We start from the raw sequence: 18,779 nt of genomic DNA, 5'->3' as shown, positions 1-18,779 counted from the left end.
GGTTTCATTTTACTGTACGGGATGATGGTTAATCTCGTTCAACTCTTTGCGGCTATAACCACGAGATACCAGTACTTTCTTAATCCCTTTGATGATATCTTCATCGGTCGCTTTTGCTAACGCAGAGACTAACTGCTCGTTGGTTTTACATGAACAATCATTTTCAACACAAGCAATCTGGTTCTTATGCTCGTTATTGATTTCATCTGCTGAAAACAGCTTTTGCCAAAAACTCATAGAGCCTTCACATTCAACTTAACATAGCTCGAAATATAGCCAAAATAAAATAAAATACAAGTCAACTAAAGTGATAAAAGCAGCAAATAAACTCTAAATTTTCCGATGATAACACTTGGATTTAACGAAATTATGACAGTACGAGGGGCTTGATCTTTGTTTTATATCATATTTTTATATTTAAATATGTATAAAGAATAAAGTGTTATCTAAAAACCCTTTATTCTAAAAATTACATTGCAATAATTTGTTTAAATTAATTCGAGCAATACACCTGATTCGACATGATGAGTAAATGGAAACTGATCAAACAAAGCAAAGCGAGTGATACGGTGCGTTTTACTTAAAGTTTTTAAATTGTCATACAGCGTATCAGGGTTACATGAAATATAGAGAATACGCTTAAAACCTGTCAAAAGTTTCAGGGTTTCATTGTCAATGCCTGCACGTGGTGGATCAACAAATATCGTATCAAACTCGTAGCTTTGAATATCGATATTGGCTTCTAGTAAACGTCTAAATTCACGTTCGCCTTGATAAGCCTGTGTAAATTCTTCGGCAGAGAGTCGTGCAATCTGAATATTCTCAATCTGATTTTGCTCAATATTCCACTGTGCGGCATAGACTGAACTTTTAGCCAGTTCTGTTGCCAACACTCGGCGAAAATGTAAGGACAATGGCAGGGTGAAATTGCCATTACCACAATATAGTTCTAGTAAATCCTGATTTGAGCCTTTGACGACGTCACATGCCCAGCTCAACATTTTTTGGCAAACTTGTGCATTGGGTTGGGTAAAGCTGCTTTCGATTTGTTTGTATTTAAACGTACGACCATGCACATTGAGTTGTTCAACCACATAGTCTTCGCCAATGATGACTTTTTGACCGCGGCTACGACCCATAATTTTAATATTGAGTTTTTCAGCGAGTGATTTCGCCGCAGTTTCCCATTGGTCATCTAACTTGCGGTGGTAAATGAGGGTTACCAGCATTTCACCGCTTAAGGTGGCTAAAAAATCAGCTTCAAAAATCCGTTGCGATAAAACAGGATTGGCTTTTAATTCCTGTAATAATTTAGGCATGAGTTCATTGATGCTTTTGTCTGCAATTGGAAATTCATCTACCCGCACGACTTCTTTTTGTTTACCATCTTCACCGCGTTCAAACATGGCATAGAAAAGATCATCCTCGGTATGCCAGATCCGAAATTCTGCACGCATCCGAAAATATTGCTCAGGAGATTCAAATACTTCAAGTTCAGGCGCATTAAATTCTGCAAATTGCTGCGTGATCCGTTCAATTTTACTTTGAAGCTGTTGCTGGTAAGTTTGCGACATAAATAGGAAAAATAACAAGATGAGTCAAAGCGCAAATACTAGCAAAAAAACCGATGAACCGCGAGAAAACTTGGATTTAATCCATTTGTAAAACGTGTTCAATAAATGCAGATTTGTATCTTCGATAGATTTCTGGGTCTGAATCTAAACAATGAATTTTCAATCGATTATATTGTTTAACTAATTGAGAATTTGCACATAATTTATCTCGAAAACTGAGAAAAAATTGAAATATAGAGTTTTGAACGACGACCTGTAATGCAACTTCTTCATGTGGTGAAATCAGCATACAAAGTTCATTTGTTCTTAAAGTATCTTGCTGTTCGACAAATCCAAATTTTTTAAGAGCTAGAATTGCATGATCAAATTGAGCTTGTTCTATTTCTACATAAATATCCAAATCACCTTTGGACATTGCATGAGGTATTGAGGATGAACCAATATGCTCAATTTTGGATAAAGGAAGTATTTCATGAATGCATGTTTGATAATGGCGAAAACGATCTTCACATTGAGGTTGATAATCCTGAGCGTTGTAGAATTTCATCTTTATTTTTATAAAAAGAAATTATCATCTTAAAGCAAACGCCCCAAATGTTAAATATTTAGGGCATTTACTTAAAAGCGATGATACAGGTCTGATTTATTCAGACATGGTCATCAAACTTGCATTACCGCCTGCGGCAGCAGTATTGACACTGATTGCGTGTTCAATCACAAGACGTTCAAGCGGAATAACTTGCTCTGAATGTTGCAGATGAGTAATGCCTACAATTGCACCTTTACGATTGGCAATTTGCGTTTGTAATGTCTGCAACTCATCAATCGAACCATGATGAAGCACTGCATCAAAATCCCCATGCTCGACATGACCAATTTCAATGATCGACTGACGGACTGCTTTAGGTAACTGTTGTCCAAATCTTTGCAAGAATGGATGATTTTCCAATAACGCAACCTGACTGTTGACTGCAAAAATCGCCAGCATTTGATGAATCAAATCCAGTTCATTTTGAGCAAGTGCCAACACGCGTTTTCGCGGTAACATCATATAACGATTGGTTTCACCTGTCGGGCCTTGTAAGTCAAAAGCATGACCCACATTCATCGGCACGACACTTGGAAACTTTTGCTCTGGATACTGTTGTTTTACCCATGCAAAAAATTCACGGAATAACGCCAACTGTGGTAATGGCTCAGAGATTTTTTCTGCCTTCACACCAAATGGAATTTGCAATGCTTTTTCAGAACAATCGGCCATGAGGCGATAAAGATAGAGTGGGCCACCCGCTTTAGGACCTGTACCTGATAAACCTTCACCACCAAAAGGTTGCACACCGACCACAGCACCCACAATATTACGGTTGATATATAAATTACCCACTTCTGCATGTTGCACCACCGTATTGATCGTTTCATCGATACGAGTATGCAAGCCCATTGTTAAGCCATAACCTTTGGCATTAATACGTTCAAGAAGCTGTTGTACTTCGCCGTGTTTATAAGTAATGACATGCAAAACTGGACCGAAGACTTCACGCTCAAGATCATCAAGATTTGGAAGTTCAATCAATGTCGGTGCAACAAAAGTTCCCTGATTGAATTCGGCTTGTTGGGTTGCATCATCATTTAAGATTAGCTGATGTACAGGATAGCCTTTGGTGCGCATTTTTCGGATATGCTGATCAATGGTTTGCTTTGCTTCTAAATCAATCACAGGACCAATATCTGTTTTTAAGATAAATGGATTGCCCATGATCAATTGTTGCATTGCACCTTTGAGCATGGTGACCAGCGTTTTGGCATTGTCCTCTTGTACACATAAAATACGTAGGGCAGAGCAACGTTGACCTGCGCTGTCAAAAGCAGAGTTGACTACATCAATGACCACTTGTTCAGTCAATGCTGATGAATCAACAATCATGGCATTTTGACCGCCAGTTTCCGCAATCAGAGGAATAGGTTGACCTGTTGGTGTTAGGCGTTTAGCGACAGTTTTTTGCAAAATCTTGGCTACTTCGGTTGAACCGGTAAACATGATGCCTTGAATTCGATCATCAGCACTCAGTTTGGCACCAACAGTTTCACCACGACCAGGCAATAGCTGTAATACATCGGTTGGAATACCTGCTTCATGTAGCATTTGCACCGCTTGTGCCGCAATCAGTGGAGTTTGCTCCGCAGGCTTGGCAATCACGCAGTTGCCTGAGGCTAAGGCTGCTGCGATTTGACCTGTAAAAATTGCCAGTGGGAAGTTCCAAGGACTAATACACAGCACTGTACCCAAAGGCTGCATCTGAGTGGTTGGATTGAAGCTTTCAATCTGCGTGGCGTAATAACGTAGAAAATCGACCGCTTCACGGACCTCTGCAATGGCATTGGCATAGGTTTTACCTGCTTCACGGCACAGTAGAATCATCAACTCTTGCATCTGTGATTCCATCACATCCGCCGCTTTTTTAAGCGCGATTGCACGTTGACTTTTTCCAGTATTTGCCCAGCGTTGTTGCGCTTGGATCGCTGAATTTAATGCAACTTCGACATGCTCAAGGGTTGCTTCCTGAACATAGCCAACGATATCTGCATGAATGGCTGGATTTAGCAACGCTTGTGGGCTGACCTCGACCTGATCAACAGATTGAGCAAGTAAGGCTTTGCTTTCCCAGACTTTATTTTCAAGCTGCTGTGCAGTTTCATTTAACGCTGCCAAAGTTGCATCATTGGCAAGATCGAAACCTTTAGAGTTTTGACGAGAATTTCCATACATATTAAGCGGTAATGGAATAGCAGGATGTTTTAAACCGACTTGACCTTCACGTGCAGCAATATTTTGAATGTCTTTAAATGGCGATTGAATCAAATCTTCAATCTTTAAGTTTTGATCAGCAATACGATTCACGAATGAAGTATTTGCACCATTTTCCAATAAACGACGAACCAAATATGCAAGTAAAGTTTCATGGTTGCCTACAGGTGCATAGATGCGACATGGAATACCGAGTTTATTGTCACTACGAGCGCCTACGACTTGTTCGTACAACGGTTCGCCCATGCCATGCAAGCATTGAAATTCGTATTGACCCACATAGTATTTTGATGGATCTGCCAACTGGTAAATGGTCGCAAGTGATTGAGCATTATGTGTGGCAAACTGTGGGTAAATTTGTTCAGGTGCAGCCAAAAGTTTTTTGGCACAAGCAATATAAGACAAATCAGTATGGACTTTACGAGTAAAGACAGGGTAGTCATCCATACCATCGATTTGGGCTTTCTTGATTTCGCTATCCCAATAGGCACCTTTGACCAAACGAATCATTAAACGCTTTTGGCTACGTTTGGCTAGATCAACCACATAATCAACCACATAGAAGCAACGTTTTTGATAAGCCTGAATCACAAAACCAATGCCTTTCCATCCTGCAAGTTCTGGTTCAAAGCAAAGTCGCTCTAATAATTCCAGTGAAATTTCCAGACGATCTGCTTCTTCGGCATCAATGTTTAAACCGATATCATATTTTTTTGCAAGCTGTGCCAACTCAAATACTTTGCCATAAAGCTCATCATGTACACGTGCAATTTGTGAACGCTGGTAACGCGGATGCAATGCCGAGAGTTTGATCGAAATACCCGGGCCATCGTAAACGCCTTTGCCATTGGATGCGCGTCCAATCGAATGAATCGCCTGCGTATAATCGTTAAAATAACGCTCAGCATCATGATCGGTGAGGGCTGCTTCACCCAACATATCGTAAGAGTAGCGGAAACCTTTGTGTTCAAGAGATTTGGCGTTGTCGAGTGCTTCTTCGATGGTTTCGCCTGTCACAAACTGCTCACCCATCATCCGCATCGCAACATCGACTGCTTTACGGATGACACCACGACCGCTACGTGCAATGATCGAAGTCAATAAACCAGATAAACTACCTTGCTTCGGCGTTTCCATCAGTTTACCCGTCAGCATTAAACCCCAAGCTGCGGCATTGACAAACATCAAGCTACTTTGACCCACATGGTCTTTCCAGTTGCCTTGATTGATTTTGTCACGAATCAGTAAGTCGCGTGTTGCTGCATCAGGAATACGGAGCAAAGCCTCAGCTAGACACATGAGGGCGATGCCTTCCTGAGACGAAAGCGAAAACTCTTGTAATAAACCCTGAACAATCCCTGCTTTGCCCGAAGAGGTTTTGCGTTCGCGTAACGCATTGGCAAGATCAAATGCCAATTCATAAATTTTATGATCAAGTTCATCTGAAATCGCAGCCGCTTCAAGCAGTGTTTCTACAGCTTCAGGTTCTGGACGACGCCATGCAGTATTTATACGCTCTTCTAGTTCACTTTTTTCTTTAAATTCAGTGATATATCCGAAATGAGGTTTTGCTGTGTCCATATTTGGGTCGGTATCCATCATGTTCATGTCAAATTCCAGTGACGATCTCACTCAAATCTTGTGAGATAGGTTTAGATAATTTATCATTGCAAAATAATTACCGAATAACTCACTATAATATGGGTATTTTTTAGTGAAATATTTTGTTTTGGGGCTTATTTATGTCGCTAGATCGTGTGGATTTAAAAATTCTTGATATTCTTCAAGAAGATGGAAAGATTTCAAATACTAAATTGGCTGAAGAAGTTAATCTTTCTGCAACGGCTGTTATGGCTCGAGTCCAAAAGCTGACCAAAGAACAATTTATCATTGGATACGAGGCAAAATTAAACGCAGAGAAGCTGCATGCCAGTTTTTTGGTCTTTGTCGAAGTTTTGCTCGATAAGACCACAGCGAACGGTTTGAATGAATTTATTGAGGCGGTAGCGGAGTATCCTGAGATTGTAGAATGTCATATGACCAGTGGTGGATTTGATTTCTTGATGAAAGTGCGTAGCGCCAATATGGAAGAATACCGTAAGTTTGCAGGAGAGATTTTATGGCAACTTCCTGGTGTGAAGGAAACGCGGAGTTATCCTGTGATGCAAGTGGTAAAAGAAACCTCAAAAATTAAATTACCCAAGCGCAATATAAAAAAAGGGACTTCGTAAAGTCCCTGATTTTAAAAATAAATTTTTAGCAATTATTTTGATGCATGATACAAACGATCTGCTTCTTCAAAACGATCAGTAACTTCTTTACCTGGTTGTTTACCTAACAGGCTCACCACGATAATGGTGATGGTTGCTAAAACGAAGCCCGGAATAATCTCGTAAATCCCTGTTGAAGCGAACAGATTTTTCCAGCCAATGACGACGACTGCACCGACGATCATGCCTGCCAAAGCGCCGTTTAAGGTCATGCGTTTCCAGAACAATGATAAAATAATCAGCGGACCAAAAGCAGCGCCAAAACCAGCCCATGCATAGGCAACCAAGCCCAGCACCTTACTTTCAGGATTACTGGCTAACCAGATCGCAAAGACTGAAATGGCAAGTACCATTAAACGACCGACCCAAACCAGCTCTTTTTGCGATGCATTTTTACGCAGAAAAGATTTATAAAAATCTTCTGTCAGGGTACTTGAACAGACCAAAAGCTGACAGCTCAAGGTACTCATCACCGCAGATAAGATTCCTGCCATGATAATTCCAGCAACCCATGGATTAAATAGGATCTGGGCCAGTTCCATAAACACCAATTCTGAATTGCCGCTAACTTTGCCTGCAAGTTCTGGGTGCAATTGGAAAAATGCGATACCAAAGAAACCTGCACCTACTGCGCCACCCAGACATAAAATCATCCATGACATGCCAATACGACGTGCGGCCGGAATAGATTTAACCGAATCTGCGGCCATGAAACGGACTAAAATATGTGGCTGACCAAAATAGCCTAAGCCCCATGCAGTTGCAGAGATAATCGCAATAAAACTCACGCCAGACAGCATGTTGTATGCATGTGGACGTGCTTCATTGATCAGCTGAGAAACATGTTGTTGACCATCACCAATCGCGAGATACGCAAAGATCGGGGTGAGCATCAAGGCAAAAAACATCATGCCAGCCTGAAAGGTATCCGTCCAGCTAATGGCGAGGAAGCCGCCGATACATACATAGCTGATGGTTGCAATCGCACTGACCCACAAAGCGGTGTGATAATCCATACCAAAAATGGTTTCAAACAAACGCGCCCCAGCGACCATGCCTGAAGCGCAGTAAATTGAGAAGAAAATCAAAATGATGAGGGCAGACGAGACACGTAATAATTTTTTGGTGTCATGAAAACGATTGGTAAAATAATCTGGTAGTGTGAGCGCATTTGACTGGACTTCAGTATGTACACGTAAACGACCCGCAACAAATAACCAGTTGAGCCAAGCACCAATAATCAAACCAATGGCAATCCAGGCTTCTGAAAGCCCAGACAAATAAATCGCGCCAGGTAAGCCCATGAGTAACCAGCCACTCATGTCTGATGCACCAGCCGATAATGCAGTGACGAAACTACCGAGGCTTCGTCCACCTAAAATATAATCTGAAAAGTCTCTTGTGGCTCTGTAAGCGTAGAGACCAATACAGACCATTGCCACGATGTAGAATATAAACGTGATAATGGTTGGATTGATAGAATTCATGTGTGGGACCTATATCCATATGTGCATTTACGCAAGTAATCAACCAGTCCAAACAAAAAATTTGGTTGCCTAAAAATAAGGCGTTGATTCAAACACGGATGCCAAAATAATAACTGTTAATTTTAAGTATATTTTATGTAATTTTGTGTAAAAATATCTTGTGCAAAAATATTATTTAATATCTTTTATATTTCAATTAATTGGAAACTTTGTCTTGATTTTGTTTTTAGAATAGATGATCAAATAAGCAAAAGTGGAATATATTTTAATCAAAATGCTGAGTGAATGATCAATCTTGTAATTTTATTGTGACGCAAAAATAGACGAATGAATGATTCAAAAATAAAAATGGCCTGTAATTTTCAATCAAATCTAAAAATTAATCCTGCTTGAGTTGTTCAAAAAGTTGTTTCATCCCTTTAGATGCAGTTTTTTTAATTAAATGATATTGGGAAGGTACTCTTGAGTAATCCACTTGAGGATCGATATACAAAGCGTCGCAGTGAGTTACAATTTCATGGATCAGTCCTGCGACGGGATAAACAGTTAAAGTTGAACCGATCACAATAAAAATATCGGCATCCTGTAACAGTTGAATTGCTTCATCATAAGCAGGAACCGCTTCACCAAACCAGACCACGTGCGGACGAAGCGGATAACCTTCAGCACAGCGATGGTGCTCTAAATCCAGTTGCCAACCTTCTATGGGATAAAAGTCTTGAGTGAATTGTGCGGTTGGTCCAGAGCTTTTGGCTAAACGAATATTACCGTGTAAATGTAGAACTTGGTTTGAGCCTGCACGTTCATGTAAATCGTCAATATTTTGTGTAATGATCTGAACGTTATAATCTTGCTCAAGCTTGGCAATATATTGATGAGCAATATTGGGTTCGGCATTGATGATCGTTTTTCGTCGTTCATTATAAAAGCGTTGAACGATTTCAGGATGACGTTGCCATGCTTCGGGCGTTGCAACATCTTCGATTCGATAATTTTCCCAGAGTCCATTGCTGTCACGAAAAGTGCTAATGCCACTTTCTGCGCTCATGCCTGCACCAGAGAAAACCACTAATTTTTTCATTTTGCTTCGCCGCATTTTATTTACTTCACTATATAAAGGTATAAGCAAATGAATCGATCGACAAGTCACAAGATGATATACCGAAAAAAATCCGCCACTTTTGGCGGATATTTAAAATGATCAAATTACTTACTTGTCATGATGTAAGTATTCAGGTTCTTTTGGCAGCCTAAAACTACACAAGAAACAGATAATCAACATCACAATCACATAAATGAAGAACTCATTTTCAACGCCAGCCTGTTTAAATTGTAATGCAACCGCAGGGGCTGAACCGCCAAAGATTGCATTGGCCACAGCATAAGAGAAACCAACACCCAATGCACGAACATGCGGCGGGAACATTTCAGCCTTAATCAAGCCACTGATCGAGGTATAGAAACTGAGGAACATCATCAAGAAGATGAGCAGTAAAGTCACGATCACAGGGGAGTAACTAAAGTGTCGCATGGCAATGACCATCACGGGATAGATCAAAATTGCACTGCCTGCACTAAAAGCCAACATGGATGCACGGCGACCAATTCGGTCTGAGATTGCTCCAAATAAAGGTTGTGCAATCATGTAAACAAACAGGGCGCAGGTCATCATATAGCCAACGGTCTTACCGTCAATGCCTAAGCTTGTAATGTAGGTTTTTGAATAGACAGTAAGGACGTAAAAAGTCAATGAACCTGCTGAGGTATAACCCACGACCAATAAGAACGTTGCCCAATGCTTTTTGAACAGTTCACGTAAAGAACCTGATTCTTTCTTTTCACTGTCTTCGTGGGAAAGCGTTTCTTCGAGTTTACTTCGAGCTAATAAAGAAATAATGGCGGCAATACCACCGATCACAAATGGAATACGCCAGCCACCGTCCATGAGTTGTTGCTCACTCATAAACGCAAGTAAAATGACACCTACTAAGCTTGCTAATAATTGACCACCTGAAAGCGTCACATATTGGAAAGAAGCATAAAAGCCACGGTGACCTTTGAGTGCAATTTCACTCATGTAGGTTGCAACAGCACCATATTCACCACCCACCGATAAACCTTGTAAGAGTCGAACCATGAGTAATAGAAATGGTGCAACCATACCGACTTGTTCATAAGTGGGTAATAATGCAAAAAGAAAGGAACTGACAGCCATTAAAGCAATCGAAATTACCATCGACTGTTTTCGACCATGTTTATCTGCAATCCGCCCAAATAACCAACTACCAATGGGGCGCATAAAGAAACTTGCTGCGAATACACCCCACACATAAATTCCCTGTGCAGTGGAGTTCATATCTGGCGCTGTTAATGCATGCTGAAAATACATCGCAAAAACTGCATAGATATAAAAATCGAACCATTCAACTAAATTACCAGAGGAAGCACCTACAATCCCTAGTACACGTTTTTTCTTCTCTTCTTTGGTATAAACGACTTCGCTCATATAAATATCCTATGTCCATTTATTCCTAATCATTTGCTTTGTTGCCAAAGCTTTTGCCCTTAATAAAACTAAAAAATATAAACGACGATTTAGGATACTCCTGTTGCAAAGCTTGGTTCTATAGTAATAAATTACAATTTATCCGGTGATCTAAAAAATATGGTAATATTCATAAAAATAAACTCTATAAAACAATAAATTGAGTTGTTTGTAATGCTTTAGTTGAATCGATCATTATTTGAATAATAAAGCATCATGTTGTCTGCTTAAATTAATGCTCACCTTGTCATGATCAATCGTTTGAGTGATTTTAATCAGGGTTGCTCAAGCTGCTTTATGAAAGATTTGAAGCTAAGTGTTCTTTATAAAGCTTCGAGCCGATTTAGAAAATTACGAATTTCTTGACTAAACTTTTTGGGTTCTGTGAGTAAAGGCGTATGACCTGAACGTTTAAAATAAATAGGTTGGGACTTTTTAACGCTTTTGGCAATAATGGTTTGACCTGTTACAGGATATAAAGATGAATTTTTACCAATAAAAAAGGTGGTTGGACATTCAAGTTGAGCAATTGCTTGACGATAATCTTCTTGATGATTCAAGTAATTTTTTACATACCAGTGTAAGTAGTCAATCCGCTGGATAGGGAGCAGATATTTTTGCAAGGGCGGTTTGTTTAATGCGAGTTTAAAGACCATTGGGCTATATTTATTGCTGCTTTGTAGTTCAATAAATTCTGACCACAGTTGTACCAATTGCTGTCGTTGTAAAAAAGGTAAGTCATTTAAATCAAGCACATTCGGGTATTGATTCAATAAATCATCAAGTGCAGTCAGCAAAAATTTAAAATCTTGATGTTTTTCACCAAAAAGACCAAATTGCCATGATTCGTCGACTGTAATTTTGGGTGTCTGATCGATGTGTAAATATGCTTTTAGCTGCTGTGCCAGATTGCCATGTTGCATACCATGCATTGCTGTGGTCGCACCCATTGAGTAGCCGATTAGAATAAATTGCTGAAGATTTAATTGTTGTATTAATGTCTCAACATCTCGCCAATGACTAGAAATAGCATCTAATTCTTGGGGAATCGCACAGTTTTTAGAGCGACCAAAACCGCGCCAATCTGGAATAATAAACTCGTATTTATTTAAGTTTGTGAAAATAAAAGGAAGCCATTGCCAACTGACCATACCGAGTCCTGATAAAACGACAACAGGTTCTCCACGTCCAATACGGCGTACAAATAACTGTTCCTGATCAGGCATGGTATGAAAAGGCATGTTTTATTCCTCGTATCAAAATAATTTAACTGTTCTCAAATTGTTGAAGCTGTGGAATAACATCCTCCAACCAGTCAATCCAGCCTTTTTCCAAGTTTATCCCAAGTTCGAGTATTTTTTTATGAATAAATAAGACTCGGTCTTGTTCCTTCTGATCCTTAAAGTCTTTTTCATACATATTTTGGTAAATTTCAAGTTTATTTTTATGTAAGAATAGATGACGTTCCAGTTCTAGCAGAATTTGATTTCCGCCTAATTGTGCTTCGGCACGAAGTCGAACCATCAGATCTTCACGTAGTTGGGCAGGCTCACTTTTTTGAATCAACCAATCTGCCAGTTCAACTCGTCCAGGCTGTTCAACCTGATAGGTTTTTTTACGGCTATGTTCACTTTCTTCTTCAATGGTCGAAATCCAGCCTTTTCCCAACATATTATTGAGTTCACGATAAATTTGTTGATGACTCGCATTCCAGAAAAAACCCATGGAACGGTCAAAACGACGTGCCAATTCAAAACCTGTACTTGGTTTTTCCAGTAAGCTGGTGAGTAAAACGTGCGACAGTGACATGGCAATCCATAACATTTTGTGACTGATAGGATTATGCAATATGTTGCATAAAAAATAAAATTTGATTATAAGTTTATGCAACAAATTGCATAAAGCAAGCCAGAATAGCAAGCGAAGGAGTTTTTATGTCGTCATATCCGCATTTATTAGCCCCATTGGATTTGGGTTTTACCACTTTAAAAAATCGTGTCTTAATGGGTTCCATGCATGTGGGCTTAGAAGAAGTGCCAGGTGGATATGAACGCATGGCTGCATTTTATGCAGAACGCGCCAAAGGCGAAGTTGGCTTGATTGTGACGGGCGGTATTTCACCTAATGATGACGGTGTGACTTTTGCGGGTGGTTCTAAGCTAGATAGCATTGAAGAGGCTGAACATCATAAAGTCATTACACAGGCGGTACATGACGCAGGTGGTAAAATCGCTATGCAGATTTTACATACAGGTCGTTATTCTTATCAGCCTGAAAATGTTGCGCCTTCAGCCATGCAGGCTCCAATCAATCCGGTTAAACCGAAAGCTTTGAGTTCTGCTGAAGTAGAACAAACGATTTTTGATTTTGTGAACTGCGCCAAACTTGCTCAATATGCAGGCTATGACGGTGTTGAAATCATGGGGTCAGAAGGTTATCTCATCAATGAATTTATTGCGCAACGTACTAATCACCGTGATGATGAATGGGGCGGAAGCTATGAAAATCGTATTCGTTTTCCGATCGAAATCGTAAAACGTACTCGCGCGGAAGTGGGTGAAAACTTTATCATTATTTACCGTTTATCAATGTTAGATTTGGTTGAAGGCGGTTCAACGCTTGAAGAAGTGATTCAACTTGCCAAAGAAATCGAAAAAGCAGGCGCAACGATTATTAATACGGGTATTGGCTGGCACGAAGCACGTATTCCAACTATTGCGACCAAAGTTCCTCGTGCTGCATTTACTTGGGTGACAGAAAAATTAAAAGGTGTGGTTAAAGTTCCGCTTATTACTTCAAACCGTATTAATACGCCTGAAATGGCAGAGCATGTCTTGGCTCAAGGTCATGCAGATATGATTTCAATGGCGCGTCCAATGCTGGCTGACTCTGAATTTGTATTAAAAGCAAAAGAAGGGCGTAGTGATGAAATCAATACTTGTATTGGATGTAATCAGGCTTGTCTGGATCATATTTTTTCTATGCGTACAGCAACTTGCTTGGTCAATCCACGCGCTTGCTATGAAACAGAGCTGATTTTTAAAGAAGCATCAGCCAAAAAACAAATCGCTGTGATTGGTGCAGGTCCAGCAGGTTTGAGTTTTGCTGTTTATGCCGCCAGTCGTGGACATCAGGTTAAAGTTTTTGAAGCCAGTCATCAAATTGGTGGACAATTTAACATTGCTAAAACTATTCCTGGCAAAGAAGAATTTTACGAAACCCTACGCTATTTTAAACGACAAATTGAACTTCAACCCAATATTCAACTGGTATTAAATCATACTGCGACGTTTGATGAACTGGTCAATTCGCAATTTGATGATATCGTGGTTGCAACTGGGGTAACACCGCGTCAACTCCAAATTGATGGAATCGATCATCCTAAAGTATTGAGTTATATCCAAGTGTTACGTGAGAGAGTGCCTGTAGGGCAACGTGTTGCCATTATAGGAGCTGGTGGTATTGGTTTTGATACTGCTGAATATCTGACGCAACAAGGTGAAAGTGCCAGTGTGAATCCTGAAAAATTCTATGATGAATGGGGAATCGACACCACTTATGCGCACGTGGGTGGTTTAAAACAACCCGAGTTAGAGCCATCTGAACGCGAAGTTTTTTTATTACAGCGTAAAGATTCTTCTGTGGGTGCAAATTTAGGTAAAACTACAGGCTGGATTCATCGTACAGGTTTAAAACATCGCAATGTCAAAATGATTGCAGGTGCGCATTATCAGAAAATAGATGATGAAGGTTTACACATTTTGGTCGGTGACAAAGCAATGACTTTGGCTGTAGATCATGTGGTGATTTGTGCAGGACAGGAATCTTATACCGCCATGTATGATGCATTGCATCAAAGTGGCAAAACTGTACATCTCATTGGTGGTGCCAAAGAGGCGGGTGAGCTAGATGCTAAACGTGCAATTCGTCAAGGTGCGGAGTTAGCTGCGAAGCTGTAAATGGATCACAAAGAGCATTTTTCAAAAATGCTCTTTGCTTTTTTAAGTGACAAGGAAAATGCAATGACAATTGAAACTACAAAACAAGCTTTGGAAAAATGGCATCACATGGTCAAGTCGGGTGATTTATCCGACTTAACTGATCTATTGGCTGAAGATGTCGTGTTTCGTTCACCTGTTGCGTATCAGCCTTACGAAGGGCAACAAGTGGTTTATTTTATTTTGACCAATGTGATTCAGGTTTTTGAAGATTTTACTTATCACCGTGAGTTTTATACTGAAGACGGTTTAAATGTTGTACTTGAGTTTAGTGCCAATGTCAGTGGAAAATCATTAAAAGGCATTGATATGATTCGCTTTAATGAACAAGGTCAAATTGTTGATTTTGAAGTGATGATTCGTCCAAAAAGTGGTTTGGCCGCTTTGGCGGAAAAAATGGGTGAACGATTTGCCAAGTATCAAGCCAGTTAAAGAATGAAATAGCCTAAGCAACTTTTAAAAGATCTAATATCAATATCGCTTAAAAGTGGTAAGGCAATACCATCATTGACCACACAGTATTGAGTTCATTGGGGTGAGAAAATCTAAGCAATATGGTTAAGGTTGCACAGTAACTGCGACAACTATTTCACTCATTGACAAAGGTGTTATCGAATATGGGTCTATCGATTTTAAACAGAATCAAAATTTTGGGTTCAGAATTATTTGACTCGGTTGTTGGCGCCGAACAACCTAAAATCTATTATGACCCGAATGGGACGATTAAAGATGTTTTGGGAAGACTTCCTCAACTAAAGCAAAAATATCGACCTACGCCGTGGCTGAGTAACAACCATGTTCATTTACTTTATTTTGATCTCATTAAAAAGAAAACCATAAAGTTAAATTATGATCGGATTGATCAACTTACGATGCAAGATGGCGGCATTACCGCAATTGCTTGGTACGGTTATGATCTTCCACCTGAAACCCCAACCATAGTGATCATGCATACCATTACAGGAACACCTGAAAGCATGCGCGAATTGGTCAAAGATTTGCACGAATATACAGGCTGGCGAATAGCACTATGTTTACGACGTGGTCACGCCGGTTTAGCTATGCCTGTGCCGCAGATTTCATTGTTTGGATCAACCCCTGATTTGAAAGAGCAACTGTTGCATATCCAACGTTTATTTCCAGACTCAAACTTATACGCCGTGGGATCTTCCGCAGGGACAGGGCTTTTGGTGCGTTATCTGGGTGAGCAAGGTTTAAATACGCCATTTAAGGCGGCATTTGCCATGTGTCCGGGTTATAACACTGAAATTGGCTTTAAAAATGTTCATCCTTTTTACAGCAAGATAATGACCAAAAAATTATTTAAATATTTTATTGATCCTTATCAACAGACATGGAGTCAAACGGCTTCACTCAAAAAGGTGTTGGCAACCACGAATCTTGAAGAATTCGAAAAAGAGTATTTTGAAATGGCAGGCTTTGAGGATTATCAGAGCTATTGTCAGGCCATCAATCCAATTTATGTATTTGAAAATGTGAAAATCCCATTGATCATTTTAAATGCAGAAGATGATCCTGTGTGTTCAATTAAAAATTTAGAACCCTATAAAGATGTCATTCAGAAAATGGACAATATTGCCGTCATTACTACCAAAAAAGGCAGTCATTGTGGTTTTTATGAGGGATTGGGTACGCGATCTTGGGCGGCACGACTCATGGCAGATTTTTTGAAAAACTATTAGATTCAATATTGTTTATAGATTGAGCACAATAAAAAAGCAGATAAGTCATCCTTATCTGCTTTTTATGCGGCATTAAAACTTAGTTTTTTAATGCAGGTGTAGCTGCTGCAATTGCTGCTGCAACTGCATCATCTTCACTTTGAGAGCTATTATTGCTGCTTGATTTAGTTGAAGCTGTTTGCTCAGTGGTTGGTTTGACTGATTCGGTTTTCACTTGTTCTTTTTTTGCAGGTTCTGATTGTGGATATTCATAACGATGATCAGCTGAATCATTTGTAGTAGATGGTGATGAAACTTCACGGCGCACTTCTGTGGTCGTATTTGGTGTTTCTTCACGTTCTACTTGAACCTGAGTTGGAATGTCTTGTTGAGTTTCTGCACTATCAAGCGATTTAAACTCAGTAGGTTGTTGCTCCTGAGTAGTGGTCTCCACTTGTTCTTGCTCTTCTTCTTTAGGTGGTTCTTTTTTAACACATGCAGTTAAAAGGAGACCTGTCGCAATCGCGCCACAAATTAAAAGTTTCTTATTCATACTTGCACAAATCTATGCTTAATCGAGGTGGAGTCATTATAACAGCAAATATAAGATTGAAAATCCTAGTCATGCCACCTAATTTTTTATCGAAAATGCTGATAGAATAGCCAATTGTTTATTGTTCTATGAATTGCGGCGGATTGACTTTGCTTTATAGGTACAGAGTAAAGTAAAATTGCCCAACATTGTAGGCCGATTTAGGCTCGATTGTACGAGAAACTCAATGACCCATTTTATTTTCGTGACTGGTGGTGTGGTTTCATCACTAGGTAAAGGTATTTCAGCTGCTTCAGTTGCTGCACTTTTAGAAGCCCGTGGTTTAAAAGTGACCATGGTAAAAATGGATCCATACATTAATGTCGATCCGGGAACAATGAGTCCCTTCCAGCATGGTGAAGTTTTTGTCACAGAGGATGGTGCCGAAACTGACCTAGATTTGGGTTATTACGAACGTTTCCTACGTCGTGCGAAAATGACCAAATTGAACAATTTTACCAGTGGCCGAGTTTACCAAGATGTTTTAAATAAAGAACGTCGTGGTGATTATCTTGGTGGTACGGTACAAGTGATTCCACATATTACCGACAATATTAAAGAGCGCGTATTAGCCGCAGGTGAAGGCTATGACGTCGCCATTGTTGAAATTGGCGGTACTGTGGGTGATATCGAATCACTTCCTTTTATGGAATCTGTACGTCAGTTGATGGTTGAGCTGGGTCATAAGCGCACGATGTTGATGCATTTGACATTGCTTCCTTATATTAAATCTGCTGCTGAACTTAAGACCAAGCCAACACAGCATTCTGTAAAAGAGTTGTTGTCTATTGGTATTCAACCAGATATTTTGATCTGTCGTACTGAACACGATGTCGACGCCGACACCAAACGTAAAATCGCACTGTTTACTAATGTTGAAGCACGTGCAGTTGTCGTATGTAAAGATGCAAAAACCATTTACCAGATTCCACGTGATTTCTATGAGCAAAATGTTGACGATTTAATCTGTGAACGTTTTGGTTTTAATGAATTACCTGAAGCAGATCTGACGGATTGGGATCAGGTGTGTGAAGCATTATTTAACCCTGAATACACGGTTCGTGTAGCAATGGTGGGTAAATATGTTGAGCTTCCAGATGCTTATAAATCGGTCAATGAAGCTTTATTGCATGCGGGTATTCAAAATCGTGTCAAAGTTCAGATTGACTATGTTGATGCTGAAAAATTTGAAGATTTAGACACGTCTGTATTGGACAGCGCTGATGCAATATTAGTTCCTGGTGGTTTTGGTGAGCGTGGAACTGAAGGCAAAATGAAAGCCATTCAATATGCACGTGAAAAACAAGTTCCATTTTTAGGGATTTGTTTGGGTATGCAACTTGCAGTGGTGGAATATGCCCGCCATGTAGCAGGTATGGCCGATGCAACTTCAACTGAGTTTAATCGCACCACTAAATTCCCAGTGATTGGTTTGATTACCGAGTGGTTAGATGAACGTGGTGAATTACAGCAACGTAGTCTTGAGTCGGATTTGGGTGGAACGATGCGTTTAGGCGCACAAAAATCCGAGTTGGTCGAAGGCACCAAAACACGTGAAGTGTATGGTAAAGCTGAAATTACTGAACGTCATCGCCATCGTTATGAAATGAATAACCGTTTCATTGAGCCACTTGAAAAAGCAGGTATGAAGATTTCGGGTTATTCAACCGCACAACATTTGGTAGAAACAGTGGAAATTCCTGAACATCCTTGGTTTATTGCTGTACAATTCCATCCGGAGTTTACAAGTTCACCTCGCGATGGACATCCATTATTTGCAAGCTTTATTGATGCTGCGAAAAAACAGTATCAAAAGAGCAAGTAA

The 18,779-nt window shown here is 39.9% G+C and carries 15 protein-coding genes; 5 read left to right on the top strand and 10 right to left on the bottom strand.

What is annotated here, in order from left to right:
• Positions 1 to 9: 9 nt before the first annotated feature.
• The 4 genes from I6L31_RS03305 to putA form a co-directional block, all read right to left on the bottom strand.
• Positions 10 to 237 (bottom strand): hypothetical protein, encoded by a 228-nt coding sequence (locus I6L31_RS03305; protein ID WP_004924955.1) that lies wholly within the window; start codon positions 235 to 237, stop codon positions 10 to 12.
• A 251-nt stretch (positions 238 to 488) separates the two neighbouring features.
• Positions 489 to 1,574: a tRNA (uridine(54)-C5)-methyltransferase TrmA gene (trmA, locus tag I6L31_RS03300; RefSeq protein WP_005004516.1), complete on the bottom strand. Its 1,086-nt coding sequence runs from the start codon at positions 1,572 to 1,574 to the stop codon at positions 489 to 491.
• A 76-nt stretch (positions 1,575 to 1,650) separates the two neighbouring features.
• Positions 1,651 to 2,121, bottom strand: coding sequence for a GrpB family protein (locus tag I6L31_RS03295; RefSeq protein ID WP_005004513.1), 471 nt, complete (start codon positions 2,119 to 2,121; stop codon positions 1,651 to 1,653).
• 96 nt (positions 2,122 to 2,217) lie between these two features.
• Positions 2,218 to 5,988, bottom strand: a complete 3,771-nt coding sequence (putA, locus tag I6L31_RS03290; RefSeq protein WP_005004511.1) for a trifunctional transcriptional regulator/proline dehydrogenase/L-glutamate gamma-semialdehyde dehydrogenase — start codon at positions 5,986 to 5,988, stop codon at positions 2,218 to 2,220.
• 134 nt (positions 5,989 to 6,122) lie between these two features.
• Between putA and I6L31_RS03285 the strand changes: the two genes are divergently transcribed.
• Positions 6,123 to 6,611, top strand: coding sequence for an Lrp/AsnC ligand binding domain-containing protein (locus I6L31_RS03285; RefSeq protein ID WP_004998069.1), 489 nt, complete (start codon positions 6,123 to 6,125; stop codon positions 6,609 to 6,611).
• Between the two features lie 32 nt (positions 6,612 to 6,643).
• Here I6L31_RS03285 and putP read toward each other — a convergent pair whose 3' ends face one another.
• The 5 genes from putP to I6L31_RS03260 form a co-directional block, all read right to left on the bottom strand.
• The gene (gene putP / locus I6L31_RS03280) at positions 6,644 to 8,137 is read right to left on the bottom strand and encodes a sodium/proline symporter PutP (RefSeq protein ID WP_004987912.1); all 1,494 of its coding nucleotides are present in this window, start codon (positions 8,135 to 8,137) and stop codon (positions 6,644 to 6,646) included.
• A 379-nt stretch (positions 8,138 to 8,516) separates the two neighbouring features.
• Entirely contained in the window at positions 8,517 to 9,218 is a 702-nt protein-coding gene (locus I6L31_RS03275) for an SIR2 family NAD-dependent protein deacylase (RefSeq protein ID WP_004987911.1), read from the bottom strand.
• Positions 9,219 to 9,347: 129 nt separating this feature from the next.
• Positions 9,348 to 10,643, bottom strand: coding sequence for an MFS transporter (locus tag I6L31_RS03270; protein WP_004987908.1), 1,296 nt, complete (start codon positions 10,641 to 10,643; stop codon positions 9,348 to 9,350).
• 362 nt (positions 10,644 to 11,005) lie between these two features.
• Entirely contained in the window at positions 11,006 to 11,923 is a 918-nt protein-coding gene (locus I6L31_RS03265) for an alpha/beta fold hydrolase (RefSeq protein WP_005004510.1), read from the bottom strand.
• A 25-nt stretch (positions 11,924 to 11,948) separates the two neighbouring features.
• Positions 11,949 to 12,491, bottom strand: a complete 543-nt coding sequence (locus I6L31_RS03260; RefSeq protein ID WP_004987904.1) for a PadR family transcriptional regulator — start codon at positions 12,489 to 12,491, stop codon at positions 11,949 to 11,951.
• Positions 12,492 to 12,616: 125 nt separating this feature from the next.
• Between I6L31_RS03260 and I6L31_RS03255 the strand changes: the two genes are divergently transcribed.
• The 3 genes from I6L31_RS03255 (at position 12,617) to I6L31_RS03245 (ending at position 16,383) form a co-directional block, all read left to right on the top strand.
• Entirely contained in the window at positions 12,617 to 14,641 is a 2,025-nt protein-coding gene (locus tag I6L31_RS03255; protein WP_005004509.1) for an NADPH-dependent 2,4-dienoyl-CoA reductase, read from the top strand.
• Between the two features lie 63 nt (positions 14,642 to 14,704).
• Positions 14,705 to 15,112: a nuclear transport factor 2 family protein gene (locus I6L31_RS03250; RefSeq protein ID WP_004987897.1), complete on the top strand. Its 408-nt coding sequence runs from the start codon at positions 14,705 to 14,707 to the stop codon at positions 15,110 to 15,112.
• 185 nt (positions 15,113 to 15,297) lie between these two features.
• Positions 15,298 to 16,383 carry a YheT family hydrolase gene (locus I6L31_RS03245; RefSeq protein ID WP_005004508.1) on the top strand — a complete coding sequence of 362 codons (1,086 nt, stop codon included), beginning with the start codon at positions 15,298 to 15,300 and terminating at the stop codon, positions 16,381 to 16,383.
• Between the two features lie 79 nt (positions 16,384 to 16,462).
• Here the strand turns inward: I6L31_RS03245 and I6L31_RS03240 are convergent, their stop codons facing one another.
• On the bottom strand, positions 16,463 to 16,915 hold the full coding sequence (locus tag I6L31_RS03240) for a hypothetical protein (protein ID WP_005004507.1): 453 nt from the start codon (positions 16,913 to 16,915) through the stop codon (positions 16,463 to 16,465).
• A gap of 226 nt (positions 16,916 to 17,141) precedes the next feature.
• Here I6L31_RS03240 and I6L31_RS03235 point away from each other — a divergent pair, with 226 nt between their 5' ends.
• Positions 17,142 to 18,779 carry a CTP synthase gene (locus tag I6L31_RS03235; protein WP_005004504.1) on the top strand — a complete coding sequence of 546 codons (1,638 nt, stop codon included), beginning with the start codon at positions 17,142 to 17,144 and terminating at the stop codon, positions 18,777 to 18,779.

The organism is Acinetobacter septicus (assembly GCF_019355975.1).
Lineage (GTDB): Bacteria > Pseudomonadota > Gammaproteobacteria > Pseudomonadales > Moraxellaceae > Acinetobacter > Acinetobacter ursingii.
The sequence above is the reverse complement of the archived record's forward strand: the minus strand, read 5'-3'. Positions and strand labels throughout refer to the sequence as shown.

Bases quoted from the DNA above. Each gene is read 5' to 3' on its own strand.
- I6L31_RS03305 (WP_004924955.1), bottom strand. From the start codon at position 237: ATGAGTTTTTGGCAAAAGCTGTTTTCAGCAGATGAAATCAATAACGAG.
- trmA (WP_005004516.1), bottom strand. From the start codon at position 1,574: ATGTCGCAAACTTACCAGCAACAGCTTCAAAGTAAAATTGAACGGATC.
- I6L31_RS03295 (WP_005004513.1), bottom strand. From the start codon at position 2,121: ATGAAATTCTACAACGCTCAGGATTATCAACCTCAATGTGAAGATCGT.
- putA (WP_005004511.1), bottom strand. From the start codon at position 5,988: ATGAACATGATGGATACCGACCCAAATATGGACACAGCAAAACCTCAT.
- I6L31_RS03285 (WP_004998069.1), top strand. From the start codon at position 6,123: ATGTCGCTAGATCGTGTGGATTTAAAAATTCTTGATATTCTTCAAGAA.
- putP (WP_004987912.1), bottom strand. From the start codon at position 8,137: ATGAATTCTATCAATCCAACCATTATCACGTTTATATTCTACATCGTG.
- I6L31_RS03275 (WP_004987911.1), bottom strand. From the start codon at position 9,218: ATGAAAAAATTAGTGGTTTTCTCTGGTGCAGGCATGAGCGCAGAAAGT.
- I6L31_RS03270 (WP_004987908.1), bottom strand. From the start codon at position 10,643: ATGAGCGAAGTCGTTTATACCAAAGAAGAGAAGAAAAAACGTGTACTA.
- I6L31_RS03265 (WP_005004510.1), bottom strand. From the start codon at position 11,923: ATGCCTTTTCATACCATGCCTGATCAGGAACAGTTATTTGTACGCCGT.
- I6L31_RS03260 (WP_004987904.1), bottom strand. From the start codon at position 12,491: ATGTCACTGTCGCACGTTTTACTCACCAGCTTACTGGAAAAACCAAGT.
- I6L31_RS03255 (WP_005004509.1), top strand. From the start codon at position 12,617: ATGTCGTCATATCCGCATTTATTAGCCCCATTGGATTTGGGTTTTACC.
- I6L31_RS03250 (WP_004987897.1), top strand. From the start codon at position 14,705: ATGACAATTGAAACTACAAAACAAGCTTTGGAAAAATGGCATCACATG.
- I6L31_RS03245 (WP_005004508.1), top strand. From the start codon at position 15,298: ATGGGTCTATCGATTTTAAACAGAATCAAAATTTTGGGTTCAGAATTA.
- I6L31_RS03240 (WP_005004507.1), bottom strand. From the start codon at position 16,915: ATGAATAAGAAACTTTTAATTTGTGGCGCGATTGCGACAGGTCTCCTT.
- I6L31_RS03235 (WP_005004504.1), top strand. From the start codon at position 17,142: ATGACCCATTTTATTTTCGTGACTGGTGGTGTGGTTTCATCACTAGGT.